General features: G+C 65.7%; 22 protein-coding genes. 14 read left to right on the top strand and 8 right to left on the bottom strand.

The genetic code is table 11. The annotated features are described in order from the left end of the window. The first annotated feature begins 116 nt into the window (after positions 1 to 116). The 8 genes from XH85_RS04220 (at position 117) to XH85_RS04185 (ending at position 6,629) form a co-directional block, all read left to right on the top strand. Positions 117 to 779, top strand: coding sequence for an amino acid ABC transporter permease (locus XH85_RS04220; RefSeq protein WP_091887276.1), 663 nt, complete (start codon positions 117 to 119; stop codon positions 777 to 779). Beyond that, positions 776 to 1,582 (top strand): amino acid ABC transporter ATP-binding protein, encoded by an 807-nt coding sequence (locus tag XH85_RS04215; RefSeq protein ID WP_128930879.1) that lies wholly within the window; start codon positions 776 to 778, stop codon positions 1,580 to 1,582. The genes XH85_RS04220 and XH85_RS04215 overlap by 4 nt, the downstream gene beginning before the upstream one ends. Then, positions 1,582 to 2,337 (top strand): SDR family NAD(P)-dependent oxidoreductase, encoded by a 756-nt coding sequence (locus tag XH85_RS04210; protein ID WP_128930878.1) that lies wholly within the window; start codon positions 1,582 to 1,584, stop codon positions 2,335 to 2,337. The genes XH85_RS04215 and XH85_RS04210 overlap by 1 nt, the downstream gene beginning before the upstream one ends. Next, positions 2,334 to 3,461: a muconate cycloisomerase family protein gene (locus tag XH85_RS04205; protein WP_128930877.1), complete on the top strand. Its 1,128-nt coding sequence runs from the start codon at positions 2,334 to 2,336 to the stop codon at positions 3,459 to 3,461. The genes XH85_RS04210 and XH85_RS04205 overlap by 4 nt, the downstream gene beginning before the upstream one ends. A gap of 249 nt (positions 3,462 to 3,710) precedes the next feature. Then, entirely contained in the window at positions 3,711 to 4,130 is a 420-nt protein-coding gene (locus tag XH85_RS04200) for an HIT domain-containing protein (protein WP_164939773.1), read from the top strand. Between the two features lie 10 nt (positions 4,131 to 4,140). Next, a complete protein-coding gene (gene nudC, locus XH85_RS04195; RefSeq protein WP_128930876.1) occupies positions 4,141 to 5,085 on the top strand; it encodes an NAD(+) diphosphatase in 945 nt (314 codons plus the stop codon). 13 nt (positions 5,086 to 5,098) lie between these two features. Next, a complete protein-coding gene (locus XH85_RS04190) occupies positions 5,099 to 6,052 on the top strand; it encodes a PfkB family carbohydrate kinase (RefSeq protein ID WP_128930875.1) in 954 nt (317 codons plus the stop codon). 67 nt (positions 6,053 to 6,119) lie between these two features. After that, positions 6,120 to 6,629 (top strand): Lrp/AsnC family transcriptional regulator, encoded by a 510-nt coding sequence (locus tag XH85_RS04185; protein ID WP_008542650.1) that lies wholly within the window; start codon positions 6,120 to 6,122, stop codon positions 6,627 to 6,629. 153 nt (positions 6,630 to 6,782) lie between these two features. Here the strand turns inward: XH85_RS04185 and XH85_RS04175 are convergent, their stop codons facing one another. The 4 genes from XH85_RS04175 to XH85_RS04160 all read right to left on the bottom strand — a co-directional run bounded on the left by XH85_RS04175 (position 6,783) and on the right by XH85_RS04160 (position 13,074). Continuing rightward, positions 6,783 to 8,282 carry a phosphomannomutase/phosphoglucomutase gene (locus XH85_RS04175; protein WP_091887264.1) on the bottom strand — a complete coding sequence of 500 codons (1,500 nt, stop codon included), beginning with the start codon at positions 8,280 to 8,282 and terminating at the stop codon, positions 6,783 to 6,785. Between the two features lie 192 nt (positions 8,283 to 8,474). Further along, on the bottom strand, positions 8,475 to 8,987 hold the full coding sequence (locus XH85_RS04170; RefSeq protein WP_164934860.1) for a TIGR02281 family clan AA aspartic protease: 513 nt from the start codon (positions 8,985 to 8,987) through the stop codon (positions 8,475 to 8,477). Between the two features lie 154 nt (positions 8,988 to 9,141). Continuing rightward, complete coding sequence (hrpB, locus tag XH85_RS04165; protein ID WP_164939774.1) at positions 9,142 to 11,616, bottom strand: ATP-dependent helicase HrpB; 2,475 nt, start codon at positions 11,614 to 11,616, stop codon at positions 9,142 to 9,144. 141 nt (positions 11,617 to 11,757) lie between these two features. Continuing rightward, positions 11,758 to 13,074 (bottom strand): UDP-glucose dehydrogenase family protein, encoded by a 1,317-nt coding sequence (locus XH85_RS04160; protein ID WP_128930873.1) that lies wholly within the window; start codon positions 13,072 to 13,074, stop codon positions 11,758 to 11,760. Positions 13,075 to 13,268: 194 nt separating this feature from the next. Between XH85_RS04160 and XH85_RS04155 the strand changes: the two genes are divergently transcribed. From XH85_RS04155 to XH85_RS04145, 3 genes are all read left to right on the top strand, one after another. Continuing rightward, complete coding sequence (locus tag XH85_RS04155; protein ID WP_128930872.1) at positions 13,269 to 14,336, top strand: acyltransferase family protein; 1,068 nt, start codon at positions 13,269 to 13,271, stop codon at positions 14,334 to 14,336. Positions 14,337 to 14,529: 193 nt separating this feature from the next. Further along, positions 14,530 to 17,625, top strand: coding sequence for a DNA polymerase I (gene polA / locus XH85_RS04150; RefSeq protein WP_128930871.1), 3,096 nt, complete (start codon positions 14,530 to 14,532; stop codon positions 17,623 to 17,625). A 275-nt stretch (positions 17,626 to 17,900) separates the two neighbouring features. Continuing rightward, entirely contained in the window at positions 17,901 to 18,536 is a 636-nt protein-coding gene (locus tag XH85_RS04145; protein ID WP_128930870.1) for a LysE family translocator, read from the top strand. Positions 18,537 to 18,549: 13 nt separating this feature from the next. Here XH85_RS04145 and XH85_RS04140 read toward each other — a convergent pair whose 3' ends face one another. Then, complete coding sequence (locus XH85_RS04140) at positions 18,550 to 20,403, bottom strand: feruloyl-CoA synthase (protein WP_164939775.1); 1,854 nt, start codon at positions 20,401 to 20,403, stop codon at positions 18,550 to 18,552. 151 nt (positions 20,404 to 20,554) lie between these two features. Between XH85_RS04140 and XH85_RS04135 the strand changes: the two genes are divergently transcribed. The 3 genes from XH85_RS04135 (at position 20,555) to XH85_RS04125 (ending at position 24,286) form a co-directional block, all read left to right on the top strand. Beyond that, positions 20,555 to 21,049, top strand: a complete 495-nt coding sequence (locus tag XH85_RS04135; RefSeq protein ID WP_128930868.1) for a MarR family winged helix-turn-helix transcriptional regulator — start codon at positions 20,555 to 20,557, stop codon at positions 21,047 to 21,049. Positions 21,050 to 21,229: 180 nt separating this feature from the next. Continuing rightward, a complete protein-coding gene (gene atzF / locus XH85_RS04130) occupies positions 21,230 to 23,035 on the top strand; it encodes an allophanate hydrolase (RefSeq protein WP_128930867.1) in 1,806 nt (601 codons plus the stop codon). A 297-nt stretch (positions 23,036 to 23,332) separates the two neighbouring features. Further along, positions 23,333 to 24,286 (top strand): IS110 family RNA-guided transposase, encoded by a 954-nt coding sequence (locus tag XH85_RS04125; RefSeq protein ID WP_128930866.1) that lies wholly within the window; start codon positions 23,333 to 23,335, stop codon positions 24,284 to 24,286. A gap of 28 nt (positions 24,287 to 24,314) precedes the next feature. Here the strand turns inward: XH85_RS04125 and XH85_RS04120 are convergent, their stop codons facing one another. The 3 genes from XH85_RS04120 to XH85_RS04110 are packed head-to-tail and all read right to left on the bottom strand — an operon-like array spanning position 24,315 to position 26,836. Then, positions 24,315 to 25,037, bottom strand: coding sequence for a GntR family transcriptional regulator (locus XH85_RS04120; RefSeq protein ID WP_128930865.1), 723 nt, complete (start codon positions 25,035 to 25,037; stop codon positions 24,315 to 24,317). Continuing rightward, positions 25,034 to 25,429, bottom strand: a complete 396-nt coding sequence (hpxZ, locus tag XH85_RS04115) for an oxalurate catabolism protein HpxZ (protein ID WP_128930864.1) — start codon at positions 25,427 to 25,429, stop codon at positions 25,034 to 25,036. Before hpxZ ends, XH85_RS04120 begins: the two co-directional genes overlap by 4 nt. Before the next feature lie 12 nt (positions 25,430 to 25,441). After that, positions 25,442 to 26,836, bottom strand: coding sequence for an AtzE family amidohydrolase (locus XH85_RS04110; RefSeq protein WP_164939126.1), 1,395 nt, complete (start codon positions 26,834 to 26,836; stop codon positions 25,442 to 25,444). Positions 26,837 to 26,841 lie beyond the last annotated feature (5 nt).

The raw sequence follows: 26,841 nt of genomic DNA, 5'->3' as shown, positions 1-26,841 counted from the left end.
GAGAGGGTGGCTCAGCTGGCAAGACTCCCCCAGAGGAAAGAACCCTCACCCGTGCCGCATCTTCGATGCGGCACGACCTCTCCCGCAAGCGGGAGAGGTGAAGCAAGAAAGCACGCATGTATCAGTGGGACTTCGGCATCCTCTGGGGCTATCGCTGGCTCTTTCTCAACGGGCTCGGCGTCACCGTCGGCTTCACCGTGGTCATCGTCGTGTGCGGGCTGCTGTTCGGCCTGCTTGGTGCGTTCGGCAGCCTGTCGCGCTTCAGGGCGCTGCGCCTTGCTGCGCTCGCCTTCATCGAGGCGTTCCGCTGCACGCCGATCCTGGTGCAGCTGATCTGGTTCTATTACGCGCTGCCGATCCTCGCCGGCGTCGAGATGACGCCGATCACCGCCTCGGCGCTGGCGCTCTCGCTCTATGGCGGCTCGTTCTATTCGGAGATCATCCGCGGCGGCATCGTCTCGATCGACAGCGGCCAGTCCGAAGCCGGCGCCGCGCTCGGCATGACGCCGATCCAGACCATGCGCCGCATCGTGCTGCCGCAGGCGATCAAGCGCATGATCCCGGCGCTGATGAACCAGTCCATCATCCAGTTCAAGAACACCTCGCTGGTTTCGGTGCTGGCGGTGCCCGACCTCGTCTATCAGAGCCAGGTCGCCGCCCATGACAGCTACCGGCCGCTGGAAACCTACACCGCCGTCGCGGTCGCCTATGCGGCGATCCTGATTCCGCTCACCATCATCGTCCGGCGCGGCGAGAAGCGATTGGCGGTGAGTGAATGAGCGAGACGTCCAATAACACCTCAAAAATCGAAATCCGCGGCCTGCGCAAGAGCTTTGGCAGCAACGAGGTCCTGAAGAACATCAATCTTGACGTCGCCAAGGGCGGCGTGGTCGCGCTGATTGGCCCGTCCGGCTCGGGCAAATCGACGCTGCTCCGCTGCATCAATCTCCTGGTCGTGCCCGACGGCGGCAGCGTGCGCGTCGGCGACACGCGCTTTTCATTTGGCGACGGTTCGAAGCTCCCCGACGTGAAGACGCTGGCAAGATTCCGCGCCACCACCGGCATGGTCTTCCAGCACTTTAATCTGTTCCCGCACATGACGACGCTCCAGAACGTGATGGAGGGGCCGGTCACGGTGCGGCGGATGACCAAGGCTGACGCCGAGAAGCTCGCCCGTGCGCAGCTCGCCAAGGTGGGCCTAGCCGAGAAGGCCGACCAATATCCGGCGACACTCTCCGGCGGCCAGAAGCAGCGCGTCGCGATCGCGCGCGCGCTCGCGATGGAGCCTGATGTGATGCTGTTCGACGAGGCCACCTCGGCGCTCGACCCTGAATTGGTCGGCGAGGTCTTGAGCGTGATGCAGCAGCTGGCGTCCGAGGGCATGACCATGGTGATCGTGACCCACGAGATCGCGTTTGCCCGCGAGGTCGCCGAGCGTGTCATGTTCATGCGCGACGGAATCGTGATCGAGGAAGGCCCGGCGCGGCAGGTGATCGACAATCCGCAGGAGGCCGCGACGCGCGCCTTCCTCAGCCATTTCCACCGCACCGGCGCGCTGCCGCCGGCCACAACGGCATCGTGATGTCCGATATTGAACGCGTGTATCTCGTCACCGGCGCTGCCAGCGGCATCGGCCGCGCCACCGCAAAGCTGCTCGCAGCGCCCGGCATCGGGCTCGTGCTGCACACGCGATCGAACGAGGACGGACTCAAGGTTACCGCGGCGGAGGCGCAAGCCCGCGGTGCGGCCGTTGCAACATGCCTCGGTGATCTCGCCAATGAAGTCGCCCTGACGCTGGCATGCGCGACTGCGCATCTCGATTTCGGCCGGCTTGACGGATTGATCCTGATTGGAGGCCACGCCCGCCGCGGCAGCGCGATCGGCACGCCGGCCGATCAATTCATGCAGGCGATGGACGAATCCGCTCTCGCCTTCACGCGTTTCGTGAAGCTTGCGCTTCCGCAACTCCGTGCTGGGCGCGATGCGCGGATCGTCGCGGTATCGTCCTTCGTTGCGCATGCGATCCGGCCCGAATTCGCGCCGTTCGCCGCGACCGCCGCGAGCCGCTCCGCACTCGAAGCCTTGGTGCGGCTGACCGCGATCGAGCTTGCGAAAGACGGTATCACCGTCAACGCAGTTGCGCCGGGCCTGATCGTCAAGGACAAGCCGAGCGAGAGCCGGCTGTCGCCCGAGCAGATCGCTGCGACCGAAGCGCTGATCCCGATGCGCCGGCGCGGACGGCCGGAGGAGGTCGCCGAGATCATCGCCTTCCTGGCATCCCCAAAAGCATCTTACGTCACCGGCCAGATCTGGCACGTCAATGGAGGCCTGACATGACCGAAGCGACCATCGAACGTCTCAGGCTGTTCCTGATCGAGAGCCCGATCAAGATGGCGCGCCTGCAGGGCGTAGGCAACGTCAAGGGCACGGTGAAGCGCGTGCTGATCGAGCTCACCGCGAGCGACGGCGTGATCGGCTGGGGCGAGGCAGCGCCGTGGGAGGTGTTCACGGGAACGCCGGAAGCGGCGTTCTCAGCGCTCGACATTTACTTAAGGCCGATCGTGCTCGGCAAGCCGGTGCGCCGTATCCGCGCGCTGATGGCAGAGCTCGACCGTGCGCTGGTCGGACATGCCGAGGCCAAGGTCGCCATCGAGATGGCGCTGCTCGACATCGTCGGCAAGTCGTCCGGCTTGTCGGTCGCCGACCTCCTCGGCGGCCGGGTGCGCGACACGATTCCCCTCTCCTTCTCGATCGCCGATCCGGATTTCGCCGCCGATCTCGACCGCATGCGAAAGATGGTGCCGGACGGCAATGTCATCTACAAGGTCAAGACCGGCGTGAAGCCGCATCGCGAGGATCTCGACCACCTCGCGGCGATCCGCAAAGAATTCGGCGACAAGGTCGATTTGCGCGTCGACTACAACCAGGCCCTGGCGCCGTTCGGCGCCATCAAGATTTTGCGCGATGTCGAAGAGTTTGCGCCAACCTTCATCGAGCAGCCGGTGCCGCGCAAGTTTCTCGACGTGATGGCACAGCTCACCGCGGCGCTGGAAACGCCCGTGCTCGCCGACGAAAGCTGTTTCGATCGCCGCGACATGATGGAGGTGGTGCGCCGCGAGGCAGCCGATGCCGTCTCGATCAAGCTGATGAAGGCCGGCGGCCTGTTCGAGGCGCAGGCGATCATGGCGATCGCCGACATCGCCGGCCTGCCCGGCTATGGCGGCACGCTGTGGGAGGGCGGCATTGGGCTCGCCGCCGGAACGCAGCTGATCGCGGCGACGCCGGGCATCTCGCTCGGCTGCGAGTTCTACATGCCGCATCACGTGCTCACCGAGGACGTGCTGGAAGAACGCATCGCCAACCGCGGCGGCCATGTCGTGGTGCCCGACGGCCCCGGCCTCGGGATTCGTGTGAGCGAGGCATCGATCCGTGCCAATGCGCGGGTGCTGGCGGAGGCGTAACTCGCTGTCGTCCTGGCGAAAGCCAGGACCCATTACCCCAGGGAGCAGTTGTGGTCCGAGCTGGTCACCACAAATCTTCGCCAAACTACTTCCTGGGGTAATGGGTCCTGGATCAGCGCTCGCTCCGCTCGCTTGTCCAGGACGACGACCGTGTATGCGGTGACAGCGGGGCCCAATCCTTCCCCTATCGGAATCGGTATCGTATGGTCGGCCCCAACACGCCCGCCCCCCGGCTATCCGGAAAGACACATGCCCGAACCCGCCTGGTCGCTGCACTCCCGCCTGAAAGAGGACACTATCGACATCGGCGATTTGCCGCTGTCGAAGGTGCTGGTCATCAAGGACGCGCATTATCCCTGGCTGCTGCTGGTGCCGCGGCGGCCTGACGCGGTCGAGATCATCGATCTCGACGAGGTGCAACAGGCACAGCTGATGACCGAGATCTCCCGCGTCTCGCGCGCGCTGAAGGAGATCACCAAATGCGACAAGCTCAACATCGCCGCGCTCGGCAATCTCGTGCCGCAGCTTCACGTTCACGTCATCGCGCGCCGGACCAGTGACGCGGCCTGGCCGCGGCCGGTGTGGGGCGTGATGCCGCCGCTGGCGCACGACGCCACTGAAGTGCAGAATTTCATCAGCGCGCTCCGCCGCAAGATCTGGTTGGGTTGAAAGAATCATAATGTCAGCATTCGACGCGTTTCCGCTGGGACAGCCGGCCTTCGTCACCAACGTCCTCGACCGCGCCGCGCATCTGCGCCGCGACGACGAGAAGCTGTTCGCGATGGAGCAGAAGCCGTCATCGCGCGCCTATGTCGTCTATCGCGACTCGCTCCTGGTGAAGCGCGAGGGCGACAAGGTTCGGGCGCTGCTGGGAATCGACGAGGCGCTGAAATGCGGCGCCAATCCCGGCACGGTCTTCTTGGGGCTGCGCGATGGCGCGGCGATGTTCGGCATGGGAATGTCGCAGGCGGCGGCCGAGAAGCTGGTCGGCCGCGACGACTACACCGTGACCGAGCTGCGCGGCATGGCGATGCAGGGCGCGCTGCCGCCACAGGAGTTGTCGGCGATCGCGATGGCGAAGTCGATGGTGGGCTGGCATCAGCGCCACGGCTATTGCGCCAATTGCGGCGCACGCACCAGCATGAAGGAAGGCGGCTGGAAACGCGACTGCCCCGCCTGCAAGGCCGAGCATTTTCCGCGCACGGATCCCGTCGTGATCATGCTGGTCGCCTCCGGTGGCAAATGCCTGCTCGGCCGTCAGAAGCAGTTTCCGCCCGGCATGTATTCGTGCCTCGCCGGCTTCGTCGAGGCAGCCGAGACCATCGAGGACGCGGTGCACCGCGAAATCCTGGAGGAGTCCGGGATCCGCTGCACCGACGTGCAGTATTACATGACCCAGCCCTGGCCCTATCCGTCGTCGCTGATGATCGGCTGCAGCGCGCGGGCGCTGAACGAGGACATCGTCGTCGATCGCATGGAGCTGGAAGACGCGCGCTGGTTCACGCGCGAGGAGGCCGCTCTGATGTTGACGCGGACGCATCCGGACGGGCTCGCCGGCCCGCATCCGTTCGCGATCGCCCATCATCTGCTCGGCCGCTGGGTGCACGACAAGAGCGGCGCTTGAGCTGAGAGCGCCGATGACCGCAACGGGACTCGCGCCGCGCATCCTCTGCATCGGCATTCCCGTGCGCGACCTCACCTTTCGCGTCGAGGCCGTGCCCGAACGCGGCAGCAAGGCGAACGCGAGCCAGCTTGCGGAGATCTGCGGCGGCAACGCGCTCAATGCCGCGATCGCCATCGCCCGTCTCGGCGGCCGCGTCGCGTTCGCCGGACCGATGGGCGATGCCGGCGAGACGTCGAGCGGCTTCATCCTCGAACGGATGGCGCAGGAGGGCATCGAGACCACGCACATCGTGCGCATGCCGGGCCTGGCCACGCCGGTCTCGGCGATCATGATCGAGCCCTCCGGCGAGCGGACCCTCACGATCTATCGTGATCCCGCTTTGTGGACCGTGAAGCTGGCGGACGCGGACGAATTGCTCGCCGATTGCCGCGCGGTCCTCGTCGAAAGCCGCTGCGCTTCGTTCGCGAACTCGCTCTGCACTGAGGCGCGCCGGCGCGGCATTGCCGTCATCGTCGGCGTCGACCGCGCGATGTCGTTGCAGGACGGCCTGCTCACGACAGCCTCGCATCTGCTGTTCGCCAGCGAACAGGCGCAGGAGACCGCCGGCATTGCCGACGACGGCGAGGCCTTGAAGCGCCTGACCGGGTTGACGCCGGCCTTCCTCGCCGCCACCCGCGGCCCCCTCGGCACGATCTGGCTGAACGAGGTAGGCGAGCTGGAGCAGACGCCAGCCTTCCCGATCCAGGCGGTCGATACGCTCGGCGCCGGCGACGTCTTCCATGGCGCCTTCGCGCTTCGCCTCGCCGAGGGCAAGGGGGCGCGGCAGGCGCTGCGATTCGCCGCGGCCGCCGCAGCGCTGAAATGCGGCCGTCATGGTGGTGGCCTAGCCGCCCCACAACGCGTTGAAGTTGAAGAGTTTTTGAGCGAGCAGCCGGCGGCGATGCCCGGCCGGCCGCCAACATTATAGACTTGCTATAGAATGATTTTCTCTATATCAGGGAAATCCGCCCCTGAAATGGAACAAAGTTCTTCAAATGACCGACCTTGCCGTCCAGATCCCCGAGACCAGCCGCCGCCTCGATGCCATCGACCGCAAGATCCTGATGGTCCTCCAGGAGGATGCCTCCCTCTCCGTCGCCGAGATCGGCGATCGCGTCGGCCTGTCCTCGACCCCCTGCTGGAAGCGCATCCAGCGGCTGGAGGCCGACGGCGTGATCATCAAGCGCGTCGCCCTCGTCGACCAGAACAAGATCGGGCTCGGCATCTCCGTGTTCGTCTCGGTGGAGAGCTCCGACCATTCCGACGCCTGGCTGAAGCGGTTCGCCGAAGCCGTCAGCGCCATGCCGGAGGTGATGGAGTTCTATCGCATGGCCGGCGACGTCGACTACATGCTGCGCGTCGTGGTGGCGGACATGCAGGCCTATGACGTGTTCTACAAGAAGCTGATCAGCGCCGTGCCGCTGAAGAACGTCACCTCGCGCTTCGCGATGGAGAAGATCAAGTCGGTCACCGCGCTGCCGATCCCGGCGGTGGTGGCGGCTTAGGGCTTTCACCACACGACGGCTATCATCGCCCGGCTTGACCGGGCGATCCAGTATTCCGTGACGCCTGCGATCGAATCGAGAAGCTGCGGCGTACTGGATGCCCCGCCTGCGCGGGGCATGACAGCGGTGCGTGTGGCGACTTGCAGCTACGCCTCAAATCTTCTGATTGTACTCGCCGACTTCGGGATGGGTGCGCAGCACGCTGTTCACCATCTCAAACATGTCGTGCATGCGCTGCTCGGAGACCGGGCTCTCGACCACGACGACGAGCTCGGGCTTGTTGGAAGAGGCGCGCATCAGGCCCCAGCTGCCGTCCTCGACCGTGACGCGCACGCCGTTGACGGTGACGAGATCGCGAATCGACTGGCCGCCGATCTTGGCGCCCTTCGCCTGCAAGCCTTCGAAGTGCTTCACCACCTTGTCGATGACGCCGTATTTGACCTCGTCGGCACAATGCGGCGACATGGTCGGCGACGACCAGGTCTTCGGCAGCGCGTTCTTCAGGTCCGCCATCGACTTGCCCGGCGCGCGGTCGAGCATGTCGCAGATCGCGATCGCCGAGACCAGGCCGTCGTCATAGCCGCGGCCGAACGGCTTGTTGAAGAAGAAGTGGCCCGACTTCTCGAAGCCCGCCAGCGCGCCCATCTCGTTGGTGCGACGCTTCATGTAGGAATGACCGGTCTTCCAATAGGCGACCTTCGCGCCCTGCTTCTGCAGCACGGGATCGGTGACGAACAGGCCGGTCGACTTCACGTCGACGACGAACTGCGCCTCCTTGTGGATCGCCGACATGTCGCGCGCCAGCATCACGCCGACCTTGTCGGCGAAGATCTCCTCGCCGGTGTTGTCGACAACGCCGCAGCGGTCACCGTCGCCGTCGAAGCCGAGGCCGACATCGGCCTTGTGATGCAGCACCGCGTCGCGGATCGCGTGCAGCATCTCCATGTCCTCAGGGTTCGGATTGTATTTCGGGAAGGTGTGGTCGAGCTCGGTGTCGAGCGGGATCACCTCGCAGCCGATCGCCTCCAGCACCTGCGGCGCGAACGCGCCGGCGGTGCCGTTGCCGCAGGCTGCGACGACCTTCAGCTTGCGCGTCAGCTTCGGACGAGAGGTGAGGTCGGCGATATAGCGCGCCGGATAATTCTCGTGGAATTGATAGGAGCCGCCGGCCTTGTTCTTGAACTCGGCATTGAGCACGATCTCTTTCAGCCGCGTCATCTCGTCGGGACCGAAGGTCAGCGGGCGATTGGCGCCCATCTTCACGCCGGTCCAGCCATTGTCGTTGTGCGAGGCTGTCACCATGGCGACGCAGGGCACGTCGAGATCGAACTGCGCGAAATAGGCCATCGGCGTCACCGCAAGCCCGATGTCGTGCACCTTGCAACCTGCCGCCATCAGGCCGGAGATCAGCGCGTATTTGATCGAGGCCGAATAGCCGCGGAAATCGTGGCCGGTGACGATCTCCTGCTTGACACCGAGCTCGGCGATCAACGCGCCCAGCCCCATGCCGAGCGCCTGCACACCCATCAGGTTGATTTCCTTCTGGAACAACCAGCGCGCGTCGTACTCGCGAAAGCCCGTCGGCTTCACCATCGGCTCGGATTCGAAGGCATAGGTGTTGGGCAACAATACGGATTTCGGCTTCGGGAACATTGAGACGGTCTCGTGAAAAGGGGGCAGGATTTGCTGCAGCCTTAGCGAATGCCGGGCCGCAGCGGAAGGCGGGAATGAAGGCTTGTGGCCGATAATTGCGGCAGTTTGGTAACGAAGAAACGTTACCGCGAGGGCGGTGAAAGCAAAGAGATTTTCTTGAAATGGACGGCCGCGTGATCGCGCGGACTGCGCCTACTGCTCGAGCACCATCTGGCCGTTGGCGTATTCGAAGCGCTTCAGACGGGACAGGAAGGAGAGGCCGAGCAGGTTCTCCGACAGCGCTGCGTCCGGCAGCACCATGGCATCGACGTCACGCACGATAAGGCCGCCGACCTCTAACATGGCGATGCGGGTGCGCGCGGCCTTGATGGTGCCGTTGGCGGTCGAGACGGTGGCAGTGTACTCGCTGCGCGAGGGACGCAGGCCAAAGCGTGCGGCCGAGGTCTCGTTCAGCGCGACCACGGAGGCGCCGGTATCGACCATGAAGCCGATACGCTGGCCCTCGATCCGGCCCTCAGCCTGGAAATGACCGCGACCGTCGCGGGAAATGGCCAGGCTGCGGCCGCCGGCAGGCGCGGTGGAGGCGACTGCCACCGTCGTGCGCGGCACCGAGGTGGCGGAGGCGGAGCTCATCTTGTCCGCCATCTGGGCCATGAAGGTGCCGAGGCCGATCATGACGGCCGCGAAGATCACTATGTTACGCATCACACCACTTCCGAGCCGAAAGCTCGATTTCACCACGCGGCGCGCCCGTCCGCGAGCGAAGGCACGCCGGGGCGCGTGTCATTTTGACGAAAAGGATGAGCGGATGGTTAATGCGGTCGCTTGAACTTCTCCCCGCAAGAGCGGGGCGAGGGATTCACGTCCCCCGCGGCTTCGCTCGCCGGGTCGGCAGCGCGCTGGCGGGATCGTCGGGCCAGGGATGGCGCGGATAGCGGCCGCGCAGATCGGAGCGTACCGCGCTGTAGCTGCCGCGCCAGAAGCCGGGCAGATCGCGCGTCACCTGCACCGGGCGCTGGGCCGGCGACAGCAATTCCAGCACCAGCGGCACCTTGCCGGCGGCGATCGAGGGATGGGTGTTGAGGCCGAACAACTCCTGCAGCCGCACCGCGATAGTCGGCCCCTGCTCGGCTTCGTAGTCGATCGCGAGCATGCTTCCGGTCGGCGCCTCGAAATGCGTCGGCGCCTCGCGGTCGAGGCGCGCACGCATCTCCCACGGCAGCAGCGCCATCAGCGCATCGGAGAGATCGCCGGCGGAGATGTCCTTGAGCGCGATCTTGTCGTAGAGCGCGGGGACCAGCCAGTCGTCGCGGCGCGCGATCAGTCCGTTGTCGGAGAGATCGGGCCAGCTGTCGCCTTCGGCCTTGCGCAGGAACATCACGCGGTCGCGCCATTGCTTGGCGGCCTTCGACCAGGGCAGCCGGTCAAGGCCCGCGGCGATCAGGCCATCCGCGAAGATGCGCGCCGTATCCTCCGAGGGCGACACGGCAAGTGTCGCCTCGGCGAGCGTGATCGCATGCAGCGCGCGCTTGCGCCGCGCCCGCAACGCCATCGCGCCTCGATCGAACGAGATCTCGTCGGCACTCTCGATATGCTCGGCGAAATGCCGCTCGATCTCGTCCTGCGTGATTTGCGCGGCGAGCAGGATGCGTCCGCTCGCCGCCGTTCCCGTCATTTCGCCGATCGCGATGTAGGGCGCGCGGGCGAGCGAGGAGGTCTGCTCGACGGAAGCACCGCGGCCATTGGCCAGCACGAAGCTGCCATTGCCGCGGTTGCGCGCGACACGGTCCGGAAAGGCATAGGCGAGCATCAGGCCGGTGGAGAGATCCTCCTGCTGCCCCGCCGTCTCCGAGGCCGCGACCTGCGAGGCCCAGCGCCGCGCCAGGTCACGCGCGCTCGCCGCGCGCGGCGAGCGATCACGGCGGAACTGGTCGCGCCTGTGTTCGAGATCGACGCTGTCGCCGCCGAGCCCACGCTCGGTGATGATCGCCGCGATCTCGGCCGCAGCCTCGCCGCCGCCTGCACGATGCGAATCCACGATCATGCGCGCCAGCCGCGGCGGCAGCGCCAGCGCGCGCAGGCTCTTGCCCTCCGCGGTGATGCGGCCGTCGCCATCGAGGGCGTTGAGCTCGGCAAGCAGGCTCTTGGCTTCCTTCCAGGCCGGCTGCGGCGGCGGATCGAGGAACGACAGCGCAGTGGGCTCGGCGACGCCCCATTGCGCAAGATCGAGCACCAGCGACGATAAATCGGCGCTGAGGATTTCCGGCTGGGTGTAAGGCGCGAGCGAAGCCGTCTGTGGCTCGTCCCAGAGCCTATAGCAGACACCAGGCTCGGTGCGGCCGGCGCGGCCGCGGCGCTGGTCCACCGCCGCGCGCGAGGCGCGCACGGTCTCGAGCCGGGTCAGCCCGATGTCAGGCTCGTAGCGCGGCACGCGGGCAAGACCGGAATCGACGACGATACGCACGCCTTCGATGGTGAGCGAGGTCTCGGCGATCGATGTTGCCAGCACCACCTTGCGTGTGCCCTTGGGCGCCGGCGCGATGGCGCGGTCCTGCACGGCGGCATCGAGCGCGCCGAACAGCGGCACGATCTCGATGGAAGCGTCCTGGACGCGTTCGCCCAGGAAGTTCTCGGTACGGCGGATCTCGGCGGCGCCGGGGAGGAACGCCAGCACCGAGCCGCTCTCGGCGCGCAGCGCGGATGCGATGGCGTCGGCCATCTGCCGCTCCACCGGCGCGTCTGCCTTGCGGCCGAGATAACGCGTCTCGACCGGATAGGCGCGGCCCTCGCTCTCGACGACGGGCGCCTCGCCGAGCAATCTTGCCACGCGCGCGCCATCGAGCGTGGCCGACATCACGAGGATGCGGAGATCCTCGCGCAGGCCGGTTTGCGCGTCGCGCGCCAGCGCCAACCCCATGTCGGCATCGAGCGAGCGCTCGTGGAATTCGTCGAACAGAACGGCGGCGATGCCGGAGAGTTCGGGATCGTCGAGGATCTGGCGGGTGAAAATACCTTCGGTCACCACTTCGATGCGCGTCGCGCGCGAGATCTTGGAACCGAAGCGGACGCGATAGCCGACGGTCTCGCCAGTACGCTCGCCGAGCGATTTTGCCATGCGATCGGCACTGGCGCGCGCCGCGATGCGGCGCGGCTCCAGCACGATGATCTTCTTACCCTTGGCCCAGGGCGCATCCAGCAGCGCCAGCGGCACCCGCGTGGTCTTGCCCGCACCCGGCGGCGCCACCAGCACGGCCGCGTTGTGCGCCTCCAGCGTGCGCGACAAATCGTCGAGCACGGCATCGATCGGGAGGGGCGTGTCGAAGCTGCGGGGCAAAAGTCTCGGTCCGTCATCGTCTGCCCTGTACGCAATTGCGCACTGGGGCCGGCGATCCAGTAACTCGGATCCCAGTTATTACGAAGGTCACGGGCTACTGGATACCCCGCCTTCGCGGGGTCTGACAATCATGTGTAGCTATCAGCCCTGCACCGACGGGCGGCCGATGCTCTCGTAGACGAAGCCGGCGGCTTCCATGTCCTCGGGGCGGTAGATGTTGCGGAGGTCGACGACGACGGGCTTTGCCATGGTCGCCTTCAGCCGGTCGAGATCGAGCGCACGGAACTGCACCCATTCGGTGACGATGACGAGCGCGTCGGCACCTTGCGCGCAGGTATAGGCATCCTCGCAATAGGTGATGTTGGGCAGCTCGCTCCTGGCCTGCTCCATGCCGACGGGATCGAACGCCTTCACATTTGCGCCCATGTCGATCAGGCCGGTCACCAGCGGGATCGACGGCGCATCGCGCATGTCGTCGGTGTCGGGCTTGAAGGTGAGGCCGAGCACCGCGATGGTCTTGCCGCGCAGCGAGCCGCCGAGCGCCTGGCTCACTTTGCGCGCCATCGCGCGCTTGCGGTTCTCGTTGACGGCGAGCACGGATTCGACGATGCGCAAGGAGACGTCGTAGTCCTGCGCGATCTTGATCAGCGCCTTGGTGTCCTTCGGGAAGCACGAGCCGCCGAAGCCGGGACCCGCGTGCAGGAATTTGGTGCCGATGCGGTTGTCGAGGCCAATGCCCCGCGCGACTTCCTGGACGTTGGCGCCGGCTTTTTCCGAGAGATCGGCGATCTCGTTGATGAAGGTAATCTTGGTCGCCAGGAACGCGTTGGCGGCGTACTTGATCATCTCGGCGGTGCGGCGCGCCGTGAACATCAACGGCGCCTGGTTCAGCGACAACGGACGATAGATGTCGCCCATCACCTTGCGGCCGCGCTCGTCGGAGGTGCCGACCACGATGCGGTCGGGGAATTTGAAGTCGCGGATCGCGGCGCCTTCGCGCAGGAATTCGGGGTTGGAGGCGACGACGACGTCGGCCGACGGATTGGTCTCGCGGATGATGCGCTCGACCTCGTCGCCGGTGCCGACCGGCACGGTCGACTTCGTCACCACGACGGTGAAGCCGGTGAGCGATTGCGCGATCTCACGGGCGGCCGCGTAGACATAGGAGAGGTCGGCGTGACCATCGCCGCGGCGCGAGGGCGTGCCGACCGCGATGAAGACGGCATCGGCCTCCGCGACCGGCTTGGACAGGTCGGTGGTGAAGTCCAGCCGCTTGGCTTTCACATTGTTCGCGACCAGCTCGTCCAGCCCGGGCTCGTAGATCGGGATTTCGCCGCGATGAAGGCCAGCGATCTTCTTCTCGTCCTTGTCGACGCAGGTGACGTCGTGACCGAAATCCGCAAAGCAGGCCCCGGACACCAGTCCCACATAGCCCGTGCCGATCATCGCGATGCGCATGAAAATCCCTGTTTTAGATTGGTTAAGAAACCCCGACGTGAGGCGGTTTAGCATTTTCCTGAGGGGAGGGAACAGTGGCGCATACAAAAAAGCGGTACGGAAATTGAACCGGTAAAGAAGTCTGAAACCGCAAGGCGCCACACTGCCCCGCTGACGGACAGGGACTGGCGGAACACGCCTCAAGAAGGGACATCATGGCACGATCAGGCACAATCGCTGCGGGCGGGCGTTCCAAGGCCCCTTCTGCCGTGCGTGTCGACTGGGTCGACTACGCCAAGGGCATCTGCATCGTCATGGTCGTGATGATGCATTCGGTCCTCGGGGTCGAACTCGCCGCCGGACAGACCGGCTTCATGCACGTCGCCGTGGCCTTCGCAAAGCCATTCCGGATGCCGGATTTCTTCCTGATTTCGGGCCTGTTCCTGTCCCTGGTGATCGACCGAGACTGGCGAACCTATCTCGACCGCAAGGTGGTGCATTTCGCCTATTTCTATGTCGTCTGGGTGACAATCCAATTCGGCTTCAAGGCGCCGGCCTTCGCGGCGGAAACGAGCTGGCGCGACGTTGGGCTGTTGTACCTCGAATCCTTCATCGAGCCGTTCGGCACGCTGTGGTTCATCTATCTGCTGCCGATCTTCTTCGTCGTCACAAAACTGACACGCAAAATCCCGCCGCTCGCGATCTGGCTCGTCGCCGCCGCGCTGGAGACGGCGCGCGTCACGACGGGCTGGACCGTCATCGACGAGTTCTGCGCGCGTTTCGTTTATTTCTATTCAGGCTATCTGTTCGCGCCTTACGTGTTCGCCCTGTCGGATCGCGCACGGAAGCATCCGGCCTTTGCGCTTGCAGCGCTCGCGACCTGGGTATTGGTCAATGCCGGACTGGTCACATTCGGCGCCAGCGAATGGAAGATCGTCTCGCTCGTGCTGGGCTTCGCCGGTGCCTGCGCCATCATCACGATGGGCACGCTGCTCGCGCGCGCGCAATGGCTGAATTTCCTCCGCTTCTGCGGCGAGCATTCGATCGTGATCTACCTCGCCTTCTTCCTGCCGATGGCGGCGACGCGGACGCTGCTGCTACGCACGGGCGTCATCGCCGATATCGGCACGGTGTCGCTGGTCGTCACGGTTCTCGGCGTGCTCGGAGCGCTCGCGATCTGGCAGGTCGCGCTGCGGCTCAACGCCAGCTTCCTGTTCGAGCGGCCGGACGCGTTCTGGATCGCGCCGAAGAAGGCGGGGGCGGTGTTGCAGGCGGCGGAGTGACCGAGATCGCTGTCGTCGCCCGGCTTGACCGGGCGACCCAGTATCCCAGAGACAGTCGTCATCGACCGATAGGCCGCGGCGTTACTGGATTCCCCGCATTCGCGGGGAATGACAGTGGGGATAGTGGCGCCAGCGAGCCAAAAATCCGCCTTCCAAGGCTGTCAAAGCCCGCAAAAATTCATACATTGCGGCCATGCCCAAAACCGCACCCAAAACGTCCCCGAAGACCACCGCCAAAGCTGAAACCAAGGCTGCCGCGCCCAAGGCGGCCGCCGAGAGCAAATCCGCTGCTGCCAAAGCTACTGCCAAGCCGGTCGCGGCGAAGGCGGCCGGCAAGGGCGACCATGTCTTCCTGGTCGACGGTTCCTCCTACATCTTCCGCGCCTATCACGCGCTGCCGCCGCTGAACCGCAAGTCCGACGGCCTCCAGGTCAACGCCGTGCTCGGCTTCTGCAACATGCTGTGGAAGCTGTTGCGCGACATGCCCGAGGACAACCGGCCGACGCATCTGGCGATCATCTTCGACAAGTCGGAAATCACTTTCCGCAACAAGATCTATCCCGACTACAAGGCGCACCGGCCACCGGCGCCTGACGATCTGATCCCGCAATTCGCGCTGATCCGCGAGGCCGTGCGCGCCTTCGACCTGCCCTGCCTGGAACAGGTCGGGTTCGAGGCGGACGATCTGATCGCGACCTATGTGCGGCAGGCCTGCGAGCGCGGCGCGAGCGCGACCATCGTGTCCTCCGACAAGGACCTGATGCAGCTCGTCACCGATTGCGTCACCATGTACGACACCATGAAGGACCGCCGCATCGGCATCCCCGAGGTGATCGAGAAATTCGGCGTGCCGCCGGAGAAGGTGGCGGAGGTGCAGGCGCTCGCCGGCGATTCCACCGACAACGTGCCTGGGGTGCCCGGTATCGGCGTCAAGACCGCGGCGCAGCTGATCACCGAATACGGCGACCTCGATCAATTGTTGTTCCGTGCCGGCGAGATCAAACAGCCGAAGCGGCGCGAGGCGCTGCTCGAGAACGCGGAGAAGGCGCGGATCTCGCGGCAGCTCGTGCTGCTCGATGACAAGGTCGAGCTCGAGGTGCCTCTCGACGACCTCGCCGTCCACGAGCCGGATGCACGCAAGCTGATCGCCTTCTTGAAGGCGATGGAATTCACGACGCTGACGCGGCGCGTCGCCGACTATTCGCAGATCGATCCCGCCAACGTCGATGCCGATCCCGGCTATGCCAAGGGCGCCAGCGTATTCTCGCCGCTGCCGCCCTCGGATGTGGTGCCCGCGCCGGGAACCGGCACGCCGGCGCAAGCTGCTCCGCGCGAGCGCAACAAATCGGCAAGCAAGGAGGACAAGGCCGCGAGCCCGAAGGGTGCGCCGATTTCGCTCGCCGCCGCGCGCGAAGAGGCGCTGCGCAAGCTTCCAGTCGAGCGCGGCAAGTATCAGGCGATCAAGACGCTCAAAGAGCTCAACGCTTTCATTGCGCTCATCCATGATGCCGGCCATGTCGCGATCGAGACGAGAGCGAATTCGATCAATCCCATGCAGGCCGATCTCTGCGGCATCGCACTGGCGGTGGCGCCAAACGAGGCCTGCTATGTGCCGCTGGCGCACAAGCAATCCGGCGGCGGCGCCGGCCTGTTCGACGCGGGCCTGGCACCCGACCAGGTCAAGCACGACGACGCGATCCAAGCGCTGCGGCCGGTGCTGGAATCGTCAGGCATCCTCAAGATCGGCTTCGACGTCAAGTTCACCGCGGTGATGCTGGCACAGCACGGCATCACCTTGCGCAACATCGACGACGCGCAACTGATCTCCTACGTGCTCGATGCCGGCCGCGGCTCGCATGCGATCGAATCGCTGTCCGAGCGCTGGTTCGGCCATGCCATGCTGAAGGAGAACGGGCTGCTCGGCAGCGGCAAGGGCAGGATCACCTTCGACCAGGTGCCGATCGACAAGGCCGCCCCCTTATCGGCGGAAGGCGCCGACATTGCCCTGCGCGTCTGGCGCGTGCTGATGCCGCGCCTCGTCGCCGAGCACATGACCACCATCTACGAGACGCTGGAACGGCCGCTGGTATCCGTGCTGGCACGCATGGAGCGGCGCGGCATCTCGATCGACCGTCAGGTGCTGTCGCGGTTGTCGGGCGAATTCGCCCAGACCGCGGCGCGGGTCGAAGCCGAGATCCAGGAGATCGCAGGCGAGCCGGTCAATGTCGGCAGCCCCAAGCAGATCGGCGACATCCTGTTCGGCAAGATGGGATTGCCGGGGGGCAGCAAGACAAAAACCGGCGCATGGTCGACCACCGCCCAGGTGCTCGATGAGCTCGCCGAGCAGGGCCACGACTTCCCGAAGAAGATTTTGGAGTGGCGCCAGGTCTCGAAGCTGAAATCGACCTATACCGACGCGCTGCCGACTTACGTCAATCCGCAGACCCACCGCGTACACACCACTTACGCGCTGGCCGCGACCACGACCGGCCGGCTGTCGTCGAACGAGCCGAACTTGCAGAACATCCCGGTGCGCACCGAGGACGGCCGCAAGATCCGCCGGGCCTTCGTCGCGACGCCCGGGCACAAGCTGGTCTCCGCCGACTATTCGCAGATCGAGCTGCGGCTGCTGGCGGAGATCGCCGACATTCCTGTGCTGAAGCAGGCGTTCCGCGACGGGCTCGACATTCACGCCATGACCGCGTCGGAAATGTTCGGCGTCCCGATCAAGGGCATGCCCAGCGAAATCCGCCGCCGCGCCAAAGCGATCAATTTCGGCATCATCTACGGCATCTCGGCGTTCGGACTCGCCAACCAGCTCGGCATCGCGCGCGAGGAGGCCTCGGCCTACATCAAGAAATACTTCGAGCGCTTCCCCGGCATCCGCGCCTATATGGACGAGACGCGCGACTTCTGCCGCAGCTACGGCTACGTCACCACGCTGTTCGGCCGCAAATGCCACTACCCCGATATCAAGGCCTCCAACGCCTCGGTGCGCGCTTTCAACGAGCGCGCCGCGATCAACGCCCGTCTCCAGGGCACCGCCGCCGATATCATCCGGCGCGCCATGACGCGCGTGGAAGATGCGCTGGTCAAGAAGAAGCTGTCGGCGCAGATGCTGCTCCAGGTGCATGACGAATTGATCTTCGAGGTGCCGGACGCCGAAGTCGAGGCGACGCTGCCCGTGGTGCAGCACGTGATGCAGGACGCCCCGTTCCCGGCCGTGCTGCTGTCGGTGCCGCTGCATGTCGATGCGCGTGCCGCGACGAACTGGGACGAGGCGCATTGAAGCTGTCTCTTCGCTTCTTCCCGCTTGCGGGGAGAGGTCGGATCGCCGCCGGCGATGCGGAGCATCGTCCGGCGCGATCCGGGTGAGGGTACAGGCCTCTCGGCGATCTCATCCGTGGAGAGAAGCCCCTCATCCCAACCCTCTCCCCGTAAGAACGGGGCGAGGGAGCGCAGCGAGCGCGCGCCCAGAAACTCAATTGTCCTCCGTGCAATTGCGCGATGGCCCCACTTCGCCGCGCATATTAGAACCATCGCGTCCTCCGCACCGGTTCACCCATGCCCCACACTCCTGCCCTGCTCGGCTTTGCCCTCGTCTGCCTCGGCCTCGTGCTCACGCCCGGGCCGAACATGATCTACCTGATCTCGCGCTCGATCACGCAGGGGCCGGCGGCGGGCATCGTCTCGCTCGGCGGCGTGGCGCTGGGCTTCGTGTTCTACATGCTGTGCGCGGCGTTCGGCATCACGGCGCTGCTGCTCGCCATTCCCTTCGCCTATGACGCGCTGCGCTTCGCTGGCGCCGGCTATCTGCTGTGGCTCGCCTGGCAGGCGGTGAAGCCGGGCGGGCGCTCGCCGTTCCAGGTCAGGAAGCTCGCGATCGACAGCCCGCGCAAATTGTTCGCGATGGGCTTCGTCACCAACCTGCTCAACCCGAAGATCGCGATGCTGTATCTGGCGCTGCTGCCGCAGTTCATCGATCCGACCGCCGGCAGCGTGCTGACACAGTCGGTGGTGTTAGGGGCGATCCAGATCGCGATCAGCGTCAGCGTCAATGCGATGATCGCGCTCGCGGCCGGATCGATCGCGCTGTTCCTGGCGAGCCGGCCGAGCTGGATGCTGTTGCAGCGCTGGCTGATGGGCACGGTGCTGGCCGGGCTCGCGGTGCGAATGGCGGTGGAAGCGAAGAAGGTGTGAGGAGAGCGCCCGGTCAAGCACAGCCAATCCACTCCGCCGACGCATCATCATTCAACCGCGCCACCGCATCCGCGCGGCGCGTCAGCACGGCGCGCTGGTTGATGTAGCCCTTGTCGGTGATCTCGCCGCCGTCGACCGACGGCGGCTCGGCGAGCAGCAACGCGCGCGTGGCATGGCCGGAGGAGTTGCCGCTCTGCTGTTTCAGCCGTGCCAGACCTTGCGCGATCGCGGTCCTGACCTTGTCATGCGCCAGCACGTCGTTCACAGTTGCCGTCTCGCCCAGCCCGGCATGGGCGCGGCAGGCAGCGATATTCGGGAACACCAGGAAGCGCACCTCGTCGCCGCCATGGCCGGTGACGACGATGTCCTGCGCGAGCGGCGCCAATGCGGCGATGCCGGCGACGCGCAGCGTGCCGACGCTGACCCAGGTGCCGGAATTGAGCTTGAAATCTTCCGCGACGCGACCATCGAAGAACAGGCCGCGCTCAGGCCGCTTCGCATCGGCAAACTTCACGGCGTCGCCAATGAGATAGAAGCCCTCTTCGTCGAACGCCTGCTTCGTCAGCTCGGGCGCCTTCCAATAGCCCGGCGTGACGTTGGGACCGCGTACGCGCACCTCCAGCTTATCGCCGGAGGCGACGAGCTTGAGCTCGGTGCCGGGAATGGGCACGCCGATATTGCCCGAGCGTTCTGCGAGGAAATGGCAATCGGTCGCGAGCGGGGAAGTTTCGGTCGAGCCCCAGGCCGAGACCATCGGCAACGCACGACCGACGGTCTCGATGGAAAGCTGCTCCAGCGCATCCCAGAGATTCTGCGGCAGCGCGGCGCCAGCATAGAACGCGAACTTCACCTCGCCGAAGAAGCGGCGGCGCAGCTCCTCATCGCCGCGGAGCGCCGCGATCAGCATGTCGAAGCCGCGTGGCACGTTGAAATAGACCGTCGGAATCACGCTTCTTAGATTGGCGAGCGAGATCGCAAACAGGCCCGGAGCCGGTTTGCCGCCGTCGATGTAGAGCGAGCCGCCGTTGCGCAGCACGAGGTTGAAATTGTGATTGGCGCCGAAGGTGTGGCTCCAGGGCAGCCAATCGAGAATCACGAGATCGCCGCAGCCCGGTTCGAGGAATGTCCATGTCTGCGCCTTGGCCTGCTGGCTCGATGTCAGCATGCGCTGGGTGTTGATGACCGCCTTGGGCGTACCGGTCGAGCCCGAGGTGAACAGCAATTTTGCGATCGTGTCTGGCGTCACCGCGGCGAAGGCTTTTGCGACGTCGGACGTTTCGGGCGTCGCCGCGATGGTGCGGAACGACAGCGCGTCGACATCGTCGGCATTGCCGCTGATGATCTGCGCCGTGTGCAGCGGCCCGATCGCATCTAGCGCCGCCGCAAATGGCTTCATCGCGGAGACATAGATCGCGCCTGGCTCGAGCAGCGCGATCATGCTCCTGAGCTTGTCGAAATCTTTCGACATCAGCGAATAGGCAGGCGAGATCGCCGCCGAGGGCACGCCGACATGCTGCGCGGCGAGCGCGAGCAGCGCATGATCAATGCTGTTGTCGGAGAGGATGGCGAGCGGGCGCTCGGCACTGAGGCCCTGCGCCAGGATCCAGGACGCGGCCGCCCGTACCTGCCGCAGCGCCTGCGCGTAGGTGACGGTGGTCCAGGGCCGTTCGGCGCTGCCGCGCTCGGCGAGGAAGATCGTATCGGGCGTTTGCCGCGCCCACTGCTCCAGCCAGTCGCCGGTGCAGCGCGCGCTTTCGCCAAGCGGCTCGGGCGAGCGCAGCACGATGCTGCCGTCGGCGCGATGCTCGGCAACGGTTCTGGGTGTTGCGAACAGGCTCGCAGCATCACCGCGTGAGGCGGCTGTCATCGGGTTTCCTCCTCGCCCCGGATCCGGGATCGGCCGCAGCCTCGTTCCGGGCTGCCTTGGCCACAATGTTGGGCACGACAATTGTTGTCGTCAACAACAATCTTTCACCCCGAGCGTCGAAGCGCTAAGGTTCGGCAGAGGGAGACACGATGTGACAACCAGCGCAGCCCAGACGTCCCCACGCCAACGCGCCGGCAACGGCGCCGTGCAGCGGAACGACGCCGACGAGGTCGGCCTGGACGCGCTGGTCGGCCACGCCGGTTATGCGGTGCGGCGCTTCCAGATCTGGATCTTCCAGGACTTCATCAAGACGCTCGGCGAGGTCGATATCCGGCCGACGCAATATTCGGTGCTGACGGTGATCGGCGCCAATCCGGGCCTGTCGCAGATGGCGGTGGCCAAGCGCCTCGGCATCGAGCGCGCCCGGCTGGTGCATCTGCTCGACAGCCTCGAACAGCGCAGATACGTGAAGCGGATCAAGTCGAAGACGGACCGGCGCTCGCACGCGCTACACCTCACCGCGCCGGGCGCGGCGGCGCTGGCCAAGTTCAAGCGCCTCGCGGCCGAACACGAGCGGCATGTCGAGGCGAAGCTCGGCAGGGAGAACCGGCAGCACCTGCTCCGGATCCTCGCCGACTTTACCTGATCTCGGCTGCCCACAGTTTAAGCAGATGCCTGCAACCGAGCAATTGCGCTCGACCACCAGAACTCCGCAAGCTACTGATCTCACGACAATATCCGCGGCACCTGCCTGGCCCCGATACTGTACACAATGGCACATCGCTTGCTTCAAGCCGGGGAAACCAGTTGCCGGAGTTTTGTCGCCATGGGGGCTGAGCAGCCTGAAACGATCGCCGCGATTGTGGCCGCGCATCGCGCGGGCACCCTGACGCCGGCGCAGACGGTCGCACGGACCTATCAGCGCATCCGCGACCATAACGATCCCGCCGTGTTCATCAGCCTGCGCGACGAAAAGGACGCAGTCGCGGAAGCCGAGAGACTTGCCACGAAGGATGCCGCGAGCCTGCCGCTCTATGGCGTGCCGGTTGCGGTCAAGGACAATATCGACGCGCTGGGATTTCCGACCACGGCGGCCTGCCCCGCCTTCTCCTATACGCCGACACGCGACTCCACCGCGGTCGAGCGCCTGCGCGCCGCCGGCGCCATCATCATCGGCAAGACCAATCTCGACCAGTTCGCGACCGGCCTCGTCGGCGTGCGCTCGCCCTACGGCATTCCCAAGAATTCGATCCGCGACGATCTCATTCCCGGCGGATCGAGTTCGGGATCGGCGGTCGCCGTCGGCGCCGGGCTGGTGCCGCTGTCGCTCGGCACCGACACCGCCGGCAGCGGCCGCGTGCCGGCGATGCTCAACAACATCGTCGGGCTGAAGCCGAGCCTCGGCATGATCTCGACCGCGGGCCTGGTGCCCGCCTGCCGCACGCTCGACTGCATCTCGGTATTCGCCTTGACGGTCGACGACACCGCGCTGGCGCTCTCCGTGATGGCGGGGCCGGATCAGGCCGATCCGTTCTCGCGCGACCGGCCGCTTCAGCCGATCACGCCGTTGCCGGCGAATTTGCGCCTCGGCGTGCCGCGCAACGGACAGCTGATCTTCTTCGGCGACAAGAAAGTGGAAGCCGCTTACAGCGATGCGCTGAAGCGCTGGACCGCCCTTGGCGCGACACTGACTGAGTTCGACCTCGAGCCGTTCTACGAGACGGCGCGGCTGCTCTATGAGGGTCCGTGGGTCGCCGAGCGTTACCTCGTGATCAAGAATCTGCTCGCGTCCGCACCCGATGCGATCCATCCGGTGACGCGCGAGATCACGGCGGCCGGCGCGCGGCTGACGGCGGCGGAGACCTTCTCCGCGCTCTACCGCCTCCAGGGCCTGCGCAAGGCCGCCGAGCGCACTTTCGCGCATATCGACGCCCTGGTGCTGCCGACGGCGCCGACCGCTTATACGACCGCGCAAGTGCTGGCCAATCCGATCGAGCTCAACAGTCGGCTCGGCACCTACACCAATTTTGTCAATCTGCTCGATCTCTGTGGCCTCGCCGTGCCGGCTTCGATGCGCGCGGACGGCATTCCATTCGGCATCACGCTGCTCGCCCCCGCAGGATGCGACGCGCTGCTCGCGAGCATCGGCCGTGTGTTCCATGCGGATACGAAGCTGAGTCTCGGCGCGCAGCGCGTGGCGCAAGCACCGCTCGCGCCGCTTCTCGCAAGCAGCGGCGACGAGATTCCGATCGCCGTCGTCGGCGCCCATCTGTCTGGCATGGCGCTGAACCGCGAATTGAAGGCCCTGAACGGGAAGCTGGTCGAGGCGACCAAGACAGCGCCCGACTACAAGCTCTACGCGCTCAAGACCACACCGCCGAAGCCGGGCATGCTGCGCGTCGAAGCCGGCAAGGGCGCCGCGATCGAGCTGGAGATCTGGTCGCTGTCGTCGTCCGCCTTCGGCAAGTTCGTCAATGCGATTCCCGCGCCGATGGCGATCGGCACGATCCGGCTCGCTGATGGCCGCAGCGTGAAGGGCTTTCTCGTCGAGCCTGAGGTGCTGGGCGAGGCGCGCGATATCACGGCGTATGGTGGCTGGCGGAAGTATATGAAGGAAGCCGCGACGGCTTAGGTGCCGTAGGGTGGGCAAAGCGAAGCGTGCCCACCATCAACATCAAATAGGAAAGACGGTGGGCACGGCGCTTTGCGCCTTTGCCCACCCTTGTAATAGCGCAATCAGATATTGTCGGCGTGTTCCGTGAGGAATGGCCTGCCGCGGCTGCAACCCGCGGCAGGCCGCTGGCGATCGGATCGCGCCCACCCTGAGCAGTTTGTGGCTGCCCCGTAGCAGGATCGCGCCAGCACCTTCATCGGACCCGGATGGTTGCCGGAACAATCAGGTTCGCTTCACAAGGCAGGGTCGACGAAGATGGCACAGACTAGCACGACGACAGCGGGAATCGATACGTCCAAGGCGAAGCTCGACATTGTAGTTCATGGTCGAGACGAGGGTTGGGAGGTCGCCAACGACCTTCCCGGTTGGCGGAAGCTGGTGCAACTGCTGACCAAAGCTGGCGTCAAGCGAGTCGGGATCGAAGCGACCGGCGGTTACGAGCGTGGGGTAGTGGAGCATTTGCGTGCGGCCGGCGTCATCGTGCTGGTGCTGCAGCCGATCCAGGTCAAGGCGTTCGGCCGCTCCCGATTGCGTCGCGCCAAGAACGATACGCTGGATGCCGCGCTGATTGCTGCCTGCGCGGCATCGCTCGAAGAGGTGAGGAGTGCGCCGGATCCGCGCTTGGCGGAGCTCGCCGAGCAGCTCACCTTCCTCGAGCAGATCGAGGACGACATCAAGCGCTTCAAGACCCGGCTCGAGCATCTCGATAAGCCTGGGCTACGCCGCATCGTGCTGGATGACATTGCCCGGTTGAAGGCAAGGCGGCTCTCCCAAATCCGTCACATCGCCAAGCAACTACGCGCTCACCACGATCTCGCTGTCCGCCTTGACCTCGTGATGAGCATTCCCGGGATCGGTGAGCGCACGGCACTGGCCCTCCTGGTCCGCATGCCTGAACTCGGCCGTGTCAGCCGGGAGGAAGTCGCAGCCCTTGCCGGGCTGGCTCCCTTCGACAACGATAGCGGGCAGTACAAGGGCCAACGCCGTATCGCCGGCGGCCGCGCTCGCCTGCGTCGCTCTCTGTTTGCGGCAGCCCTGCCTGCGGCCTTCCGCTGGAATAAGGCCGTCATGGCCCTCTATGCCCGCCTGACTGCGGCCGGAAAGGCTCACAATGCCGCTCTCATCGCATGCGCGCGCAAGCTGCTCATCTATGCCAACACCGTCGTGCAACGCGGAACGCCGTGGACTGAAAAACTCCTCGGCGTTTAATGGTTGCTACGGCACCGCGCGCGCCGCCCTACACCGACACCGCGTAGATCTCATACTCGCCGCGCACCAACTCGATGTGTGCGCGCATGGCAGCGGCGGCGCCTTGCTTGTCGCCGCGCATGATGGCGACGACGACGCGGTCGTGCTCGGCTTGCGATTTGGCGAGGCGACCGAGATTGCGGAACTGGGCGCGGCGGAACGGCTGCACGCGGACGCGGGTGGCGAGCGTGATCTCGGCGATGTAGCCATTCTGCGATCCCGCATAGATCGCATTGTGGAAGCGCTCATTGACCTCGTGGAAACGCTCGGGATTGCCGGCATAGCTCAGCACCCGCAGCTCTTCGTGAATGGACTCCAATCCATGCCGCTCGGCGGCGGACATGCGCTCGGCGGCAAGGCCCGCGCACAGCGCCTCGAGCTCAGCCATCGCCTCGAACATGCTCTTGAGACGCTCGATCGAGGGCTGCGCCACCACCGCGCCACGATGGGCGCGCGCCTCGACGAGACCGCTCGCGACCAGCTGGCGCAACGCCTCGCGCACCGGCGTGCGCGAGACGCTGAACCGCCGCGCAATGTCGGTTTCGTCCAACGGTGCACCGGGAGCCAGGGTTCCGCGCACGATCTCATCGGCGAGCTGAAGGCGCAGTTCCTCGGCGCGCGTGACCTTGTGCACCGACGGCGAAGGACGGTCGACGCGCGGCACCACCGGCTCGGCCGGCAGCGTGCCCTGCGGAAAGTCGTCAAGCGTCATACGGTCTCTTTCGGCTCGTCGATGATGCTGACATGGGCGGCGACGACGCGCCAGCCCTCGGGGAAACGAATCCACGTCTGCATCTGCCGGCCGACCTTGCCGGGCGCCGTGTCGCGATAGAACAAGGTGGAGGCCACGGCCGCCTCGCGGCCATAGCTCGTAATCACGGTCTTCGCGGTGCGCCGGTTCAGGCCGACCGGCGAGCGGCCGGCGCGGAAGCCGGAGATCGCCTCATAGCCATAGAGATTCTCGCCGATGCCGTAGCGCAGCGTGCGGGAATCATTGCGGAAGAGCTCGCCGAGCACGGCGACGTCGTTGCTGACGAGGGCCTGCTCATAGCGCTCGAATGCGGCTTTGACTTCCGCGATCACGTCGGGGAGATCGATCTCCATCTCAAATTCCTCTTAAAGTCCCCTCGGCGACGGCGCGGATACCACGCCCATCTTCTCCAATGCGTGCGCGACGCGCAACGCGATGTCCTCGCGCCAAGGCGCGGCGATGATCTGCACGCCGATCGGCAGCGGCTCGAGGGGCACCGGCACGGCGACGACCGGCAGGCCGATGAAGGAGATCGGCTGGGTGTGGATGCCGATATTGGCCCGCACCGGCAGCTCGACGCCGTCGAGCGTGAAATTCACCTGACCAAGCTTCGGCGCGGTGCACGGCGTTGCCGGCGCAAGCAGTACGTCGACCGACTTGAAGATTTCGGCCAGCTGAGCGCGATACCAGCGGCGGAATTTTTGCGCGCGGTCGATCAGCGGCGCCGGCACCATGGCGCCGGCGATCAAGCGGTCGCGCACGGCCGGATCGAAATCGTTCGGGCGCTTGCGCAGGCGGTCGAGATGCAGCGAGGCGCCCTCGGCGGTGGTGATGACATAGGCGGCCGCGCGGGCGCGCGAGGCTTCGGGGATGTCGACGACCTCAGTCGCGCCGAGCGCCTTGGCAACGCGGCTGACGGCTTCGACCGCTTCCGGAAACACGTTCTTCTGGAAGTGACCGCCGGCGATCGCGACGCGCAAGCCTGAGATGGACTCGCCGAGCAGCGGCGCCACCTGTTCGACACCACGGGTGGTGCAGGCGCCATCATCGGCATCCGGGCCCTGCATGACGTCATAGGCGAGTGCGAGGTCGGTGACCGAGCGTGCGAGTGGACCGAGATGATCGAGACTCGCCACGAACGGGAACGAGCGCGCCCGCGACAGCCGACCATAGGTCGGCTTCAAGCCAAAGATGCCGCAGAACGAGGACGGCACGCGGATCGACCCATTGGTGTCCGAGCCGAGCGCGATCGGCACCAGCGCGCCGCCGACGGCGCTGCCGGAGCCGCCCGACGAGCCGCCGGTCATCCGCGTGGTGTCATGTGGATTGCGCGAGGGACCGTCATGGATGTTTTCGCCGGTGAAGTCATAGGCGTATTCGCCCATGTTGAGGGCGCCGACCAGCACGGCGCCGGCCGCTTCCATCCGCTCGATCAGCGTGGCGTCGCGCCTGGCGGGCGCGAGGTCGCGGTTGATCTTCGAGCCGGCGCGCGTGACGACGCCCGCGACATCGAACAAGTTCTTCACCGCGAAGGGCACGCCGGCGAGCGGGCCGACTTTCTTGCCCGCGGCGATGTCGGCATCGATCGCGCGCGCCTTGGCACAGGCGCGATCGGCGGTGACGTCGGTGAAGGAATTGAGGATGGTGTCGTGCTGCTTGATGCGCGCGAGAGCTGCTTCCGTGGCAGCGAGCGCCGACATCCTGCCGCCCGCAACCGCGCTCGCGATTCCCGAGGCCGTCATCTCTGGCTTGATGGTCATGGCGA

Source organism: Bradyrhizobium zhanjiangense (assembly GCF_004114935.1).
Classification (GTDB): domain Bacteria; phylum Pseudomonadota; class Alphaproteobacteria; order Rhizobiales; family Xanthobacteraceae; genus Bradyrhizobium; species Bradyrhizobium zhanjiangense.
The sequence above is the reverse complement of the archived record's forward strand: the minus strand, read 5'-3'. Positions and strand labels throughout refer to the sequence as shown.

Excerpts from the sequence above, each read along its gene's own strand:
- XH85_RS04170 (WP_164934860.1), bottom strand. The coding sequence starts at position 8,987 with ATGCGTAACATAGTGATCTTCGCGGCCGTCATGATCGGCCTCGGCACC.
- XH85_RS04140 (WP_164939775.1), bottom strand. The coding sequence starts at position 20,403 with ATGACAGCCGCCTCACGCGGTGATGCTGCGAGCCTGTTCGCAACACCC.
- XH85_RS04185 (WP_008542650.1), top strand. The coding sequence starts at position 6,120 with ATGACCGACCTTGCCGTCCAGATCCCCGAGACCAGCCGCCGCCTCGAT.
- XH85_RS04215 (WP_128930879.1), top strand. The coding sequence starts at position 776 with ATGAGCGAGACGTCCAATAACACCTCAAAAATCGAAATCCGCGGCCTG.
- XH85_RS04200 (WP_164939773.1), top strand. The coding sequence starts at position 3,711 with ATGCCCGAACCCGCCTGGTCGCTGCACTCCCGCCTGAAAGAGGACACT.
- XH85_RS04205 (WP_128930877.1), top strand. The coding sequence starts at position 2,334 with ATGACCGAAGCGACCATCGAACGTCTCAGGCTGTTCCTGATCGAGAGC.
- XH85_RS04110 (WP_164939126.1), bottom strand. The coding sequence starts at position 26,836 with ATGACCATCAAGCCAGAGATGACGGCCTCGGGAATCGCGAGCGCGGTT.
- XH85_RS04220 (WP_091887276.1), top strand. The coding sequence starts at position 117 with ATGTATCAGTGGGACTTCGGCATCCTCTGGGGCTATCGCTGGCTCTTT.
- XH85_RS04125 (WP_128930866.1), top strand. The coding sequence starts at position 23,333 with ATGGCACAGACTAGCACGACGACAGCGGGAATCGATACGTCCAAGGCG.
- XH85_RS04120 (WP_128930865.1), bottom strand. The coding sequence starts at position 25,037 with ATGACGCTTGACGACTTTCCGCAGGGCACGCTGCCGGCCGAGCCGGTG.
- XH85_RS04160 (WP_128930873.1), bottom strand. The coding sequence starts at position 13,074 with ATGCGCATCGCGATGATCGGCACGGGCTATGTGGGACTGGTGTCCGGG.
- polA (WP_128930871.1), top strand. The coding sequence starts at position 14,530 with ATGCCCAAAACCGCACCCAAAACGTCCCCGAAGACCACCGCCAAAGCT.
- XH85_RS04210 (WP_128930878.1), top strand. The coding sequence starts at position 1,582 with ATGTCCGATATTGAACGCGTGTATCTCGTCACCGGCGCTGCCAGCGGC.
- XH85_RS04155 (WP_128930872.1), top strand. The coding sequence starts at position 13,269 with ATGGCACGATCAGGCACAATCGCTGCGGGCGGGCGTTCCAAGGCCCCT.
- XH85_RS04190 (WP_128930875.1), top strand. The coding sequence starts at position 5,099 with ATGACCGCAACGGGACTCGCGCCGCGCATCCTCTGCATCGGCATTCCC.
- XH85_RS04145 (WP_128930870.1), top strand. The coding sequence starts at position 17,901 with ATGCCCCACACTCCTGCCCTGCTCGGCTTTGCCCTCGTCTGCCTCGGC.
- hpxZ (WP_128930864.1), bottom strand. The coding sequence starts at position 25,429 with ATGGAGATCGATCTCCCCGACGTGATCGCGGAAGTCAAAGCCGCATTC.
- atzF (WP_128930867.1), top strand. The coding sequence starts at position 21,230 with ATGGGGGCTGAGCAGCCTGAAACGATCGCCGCGATTGTGGCCGCGCAT.
- nudC (WP_128930876.1), top strand. The coding sequence starts at position 4,141 with ATGTCAGCATTCGACGCGTTTCCGCTGGGACAGCCGGCCTTCGTCACC.
- XH85_RS04175 (WP_091887264.1), bottom strand. The coding sequence starts at position 8,282 with ATGTTCCCGAAGCCGAAATCCGTATTGTTGCCCAACACCTATGCCTTC.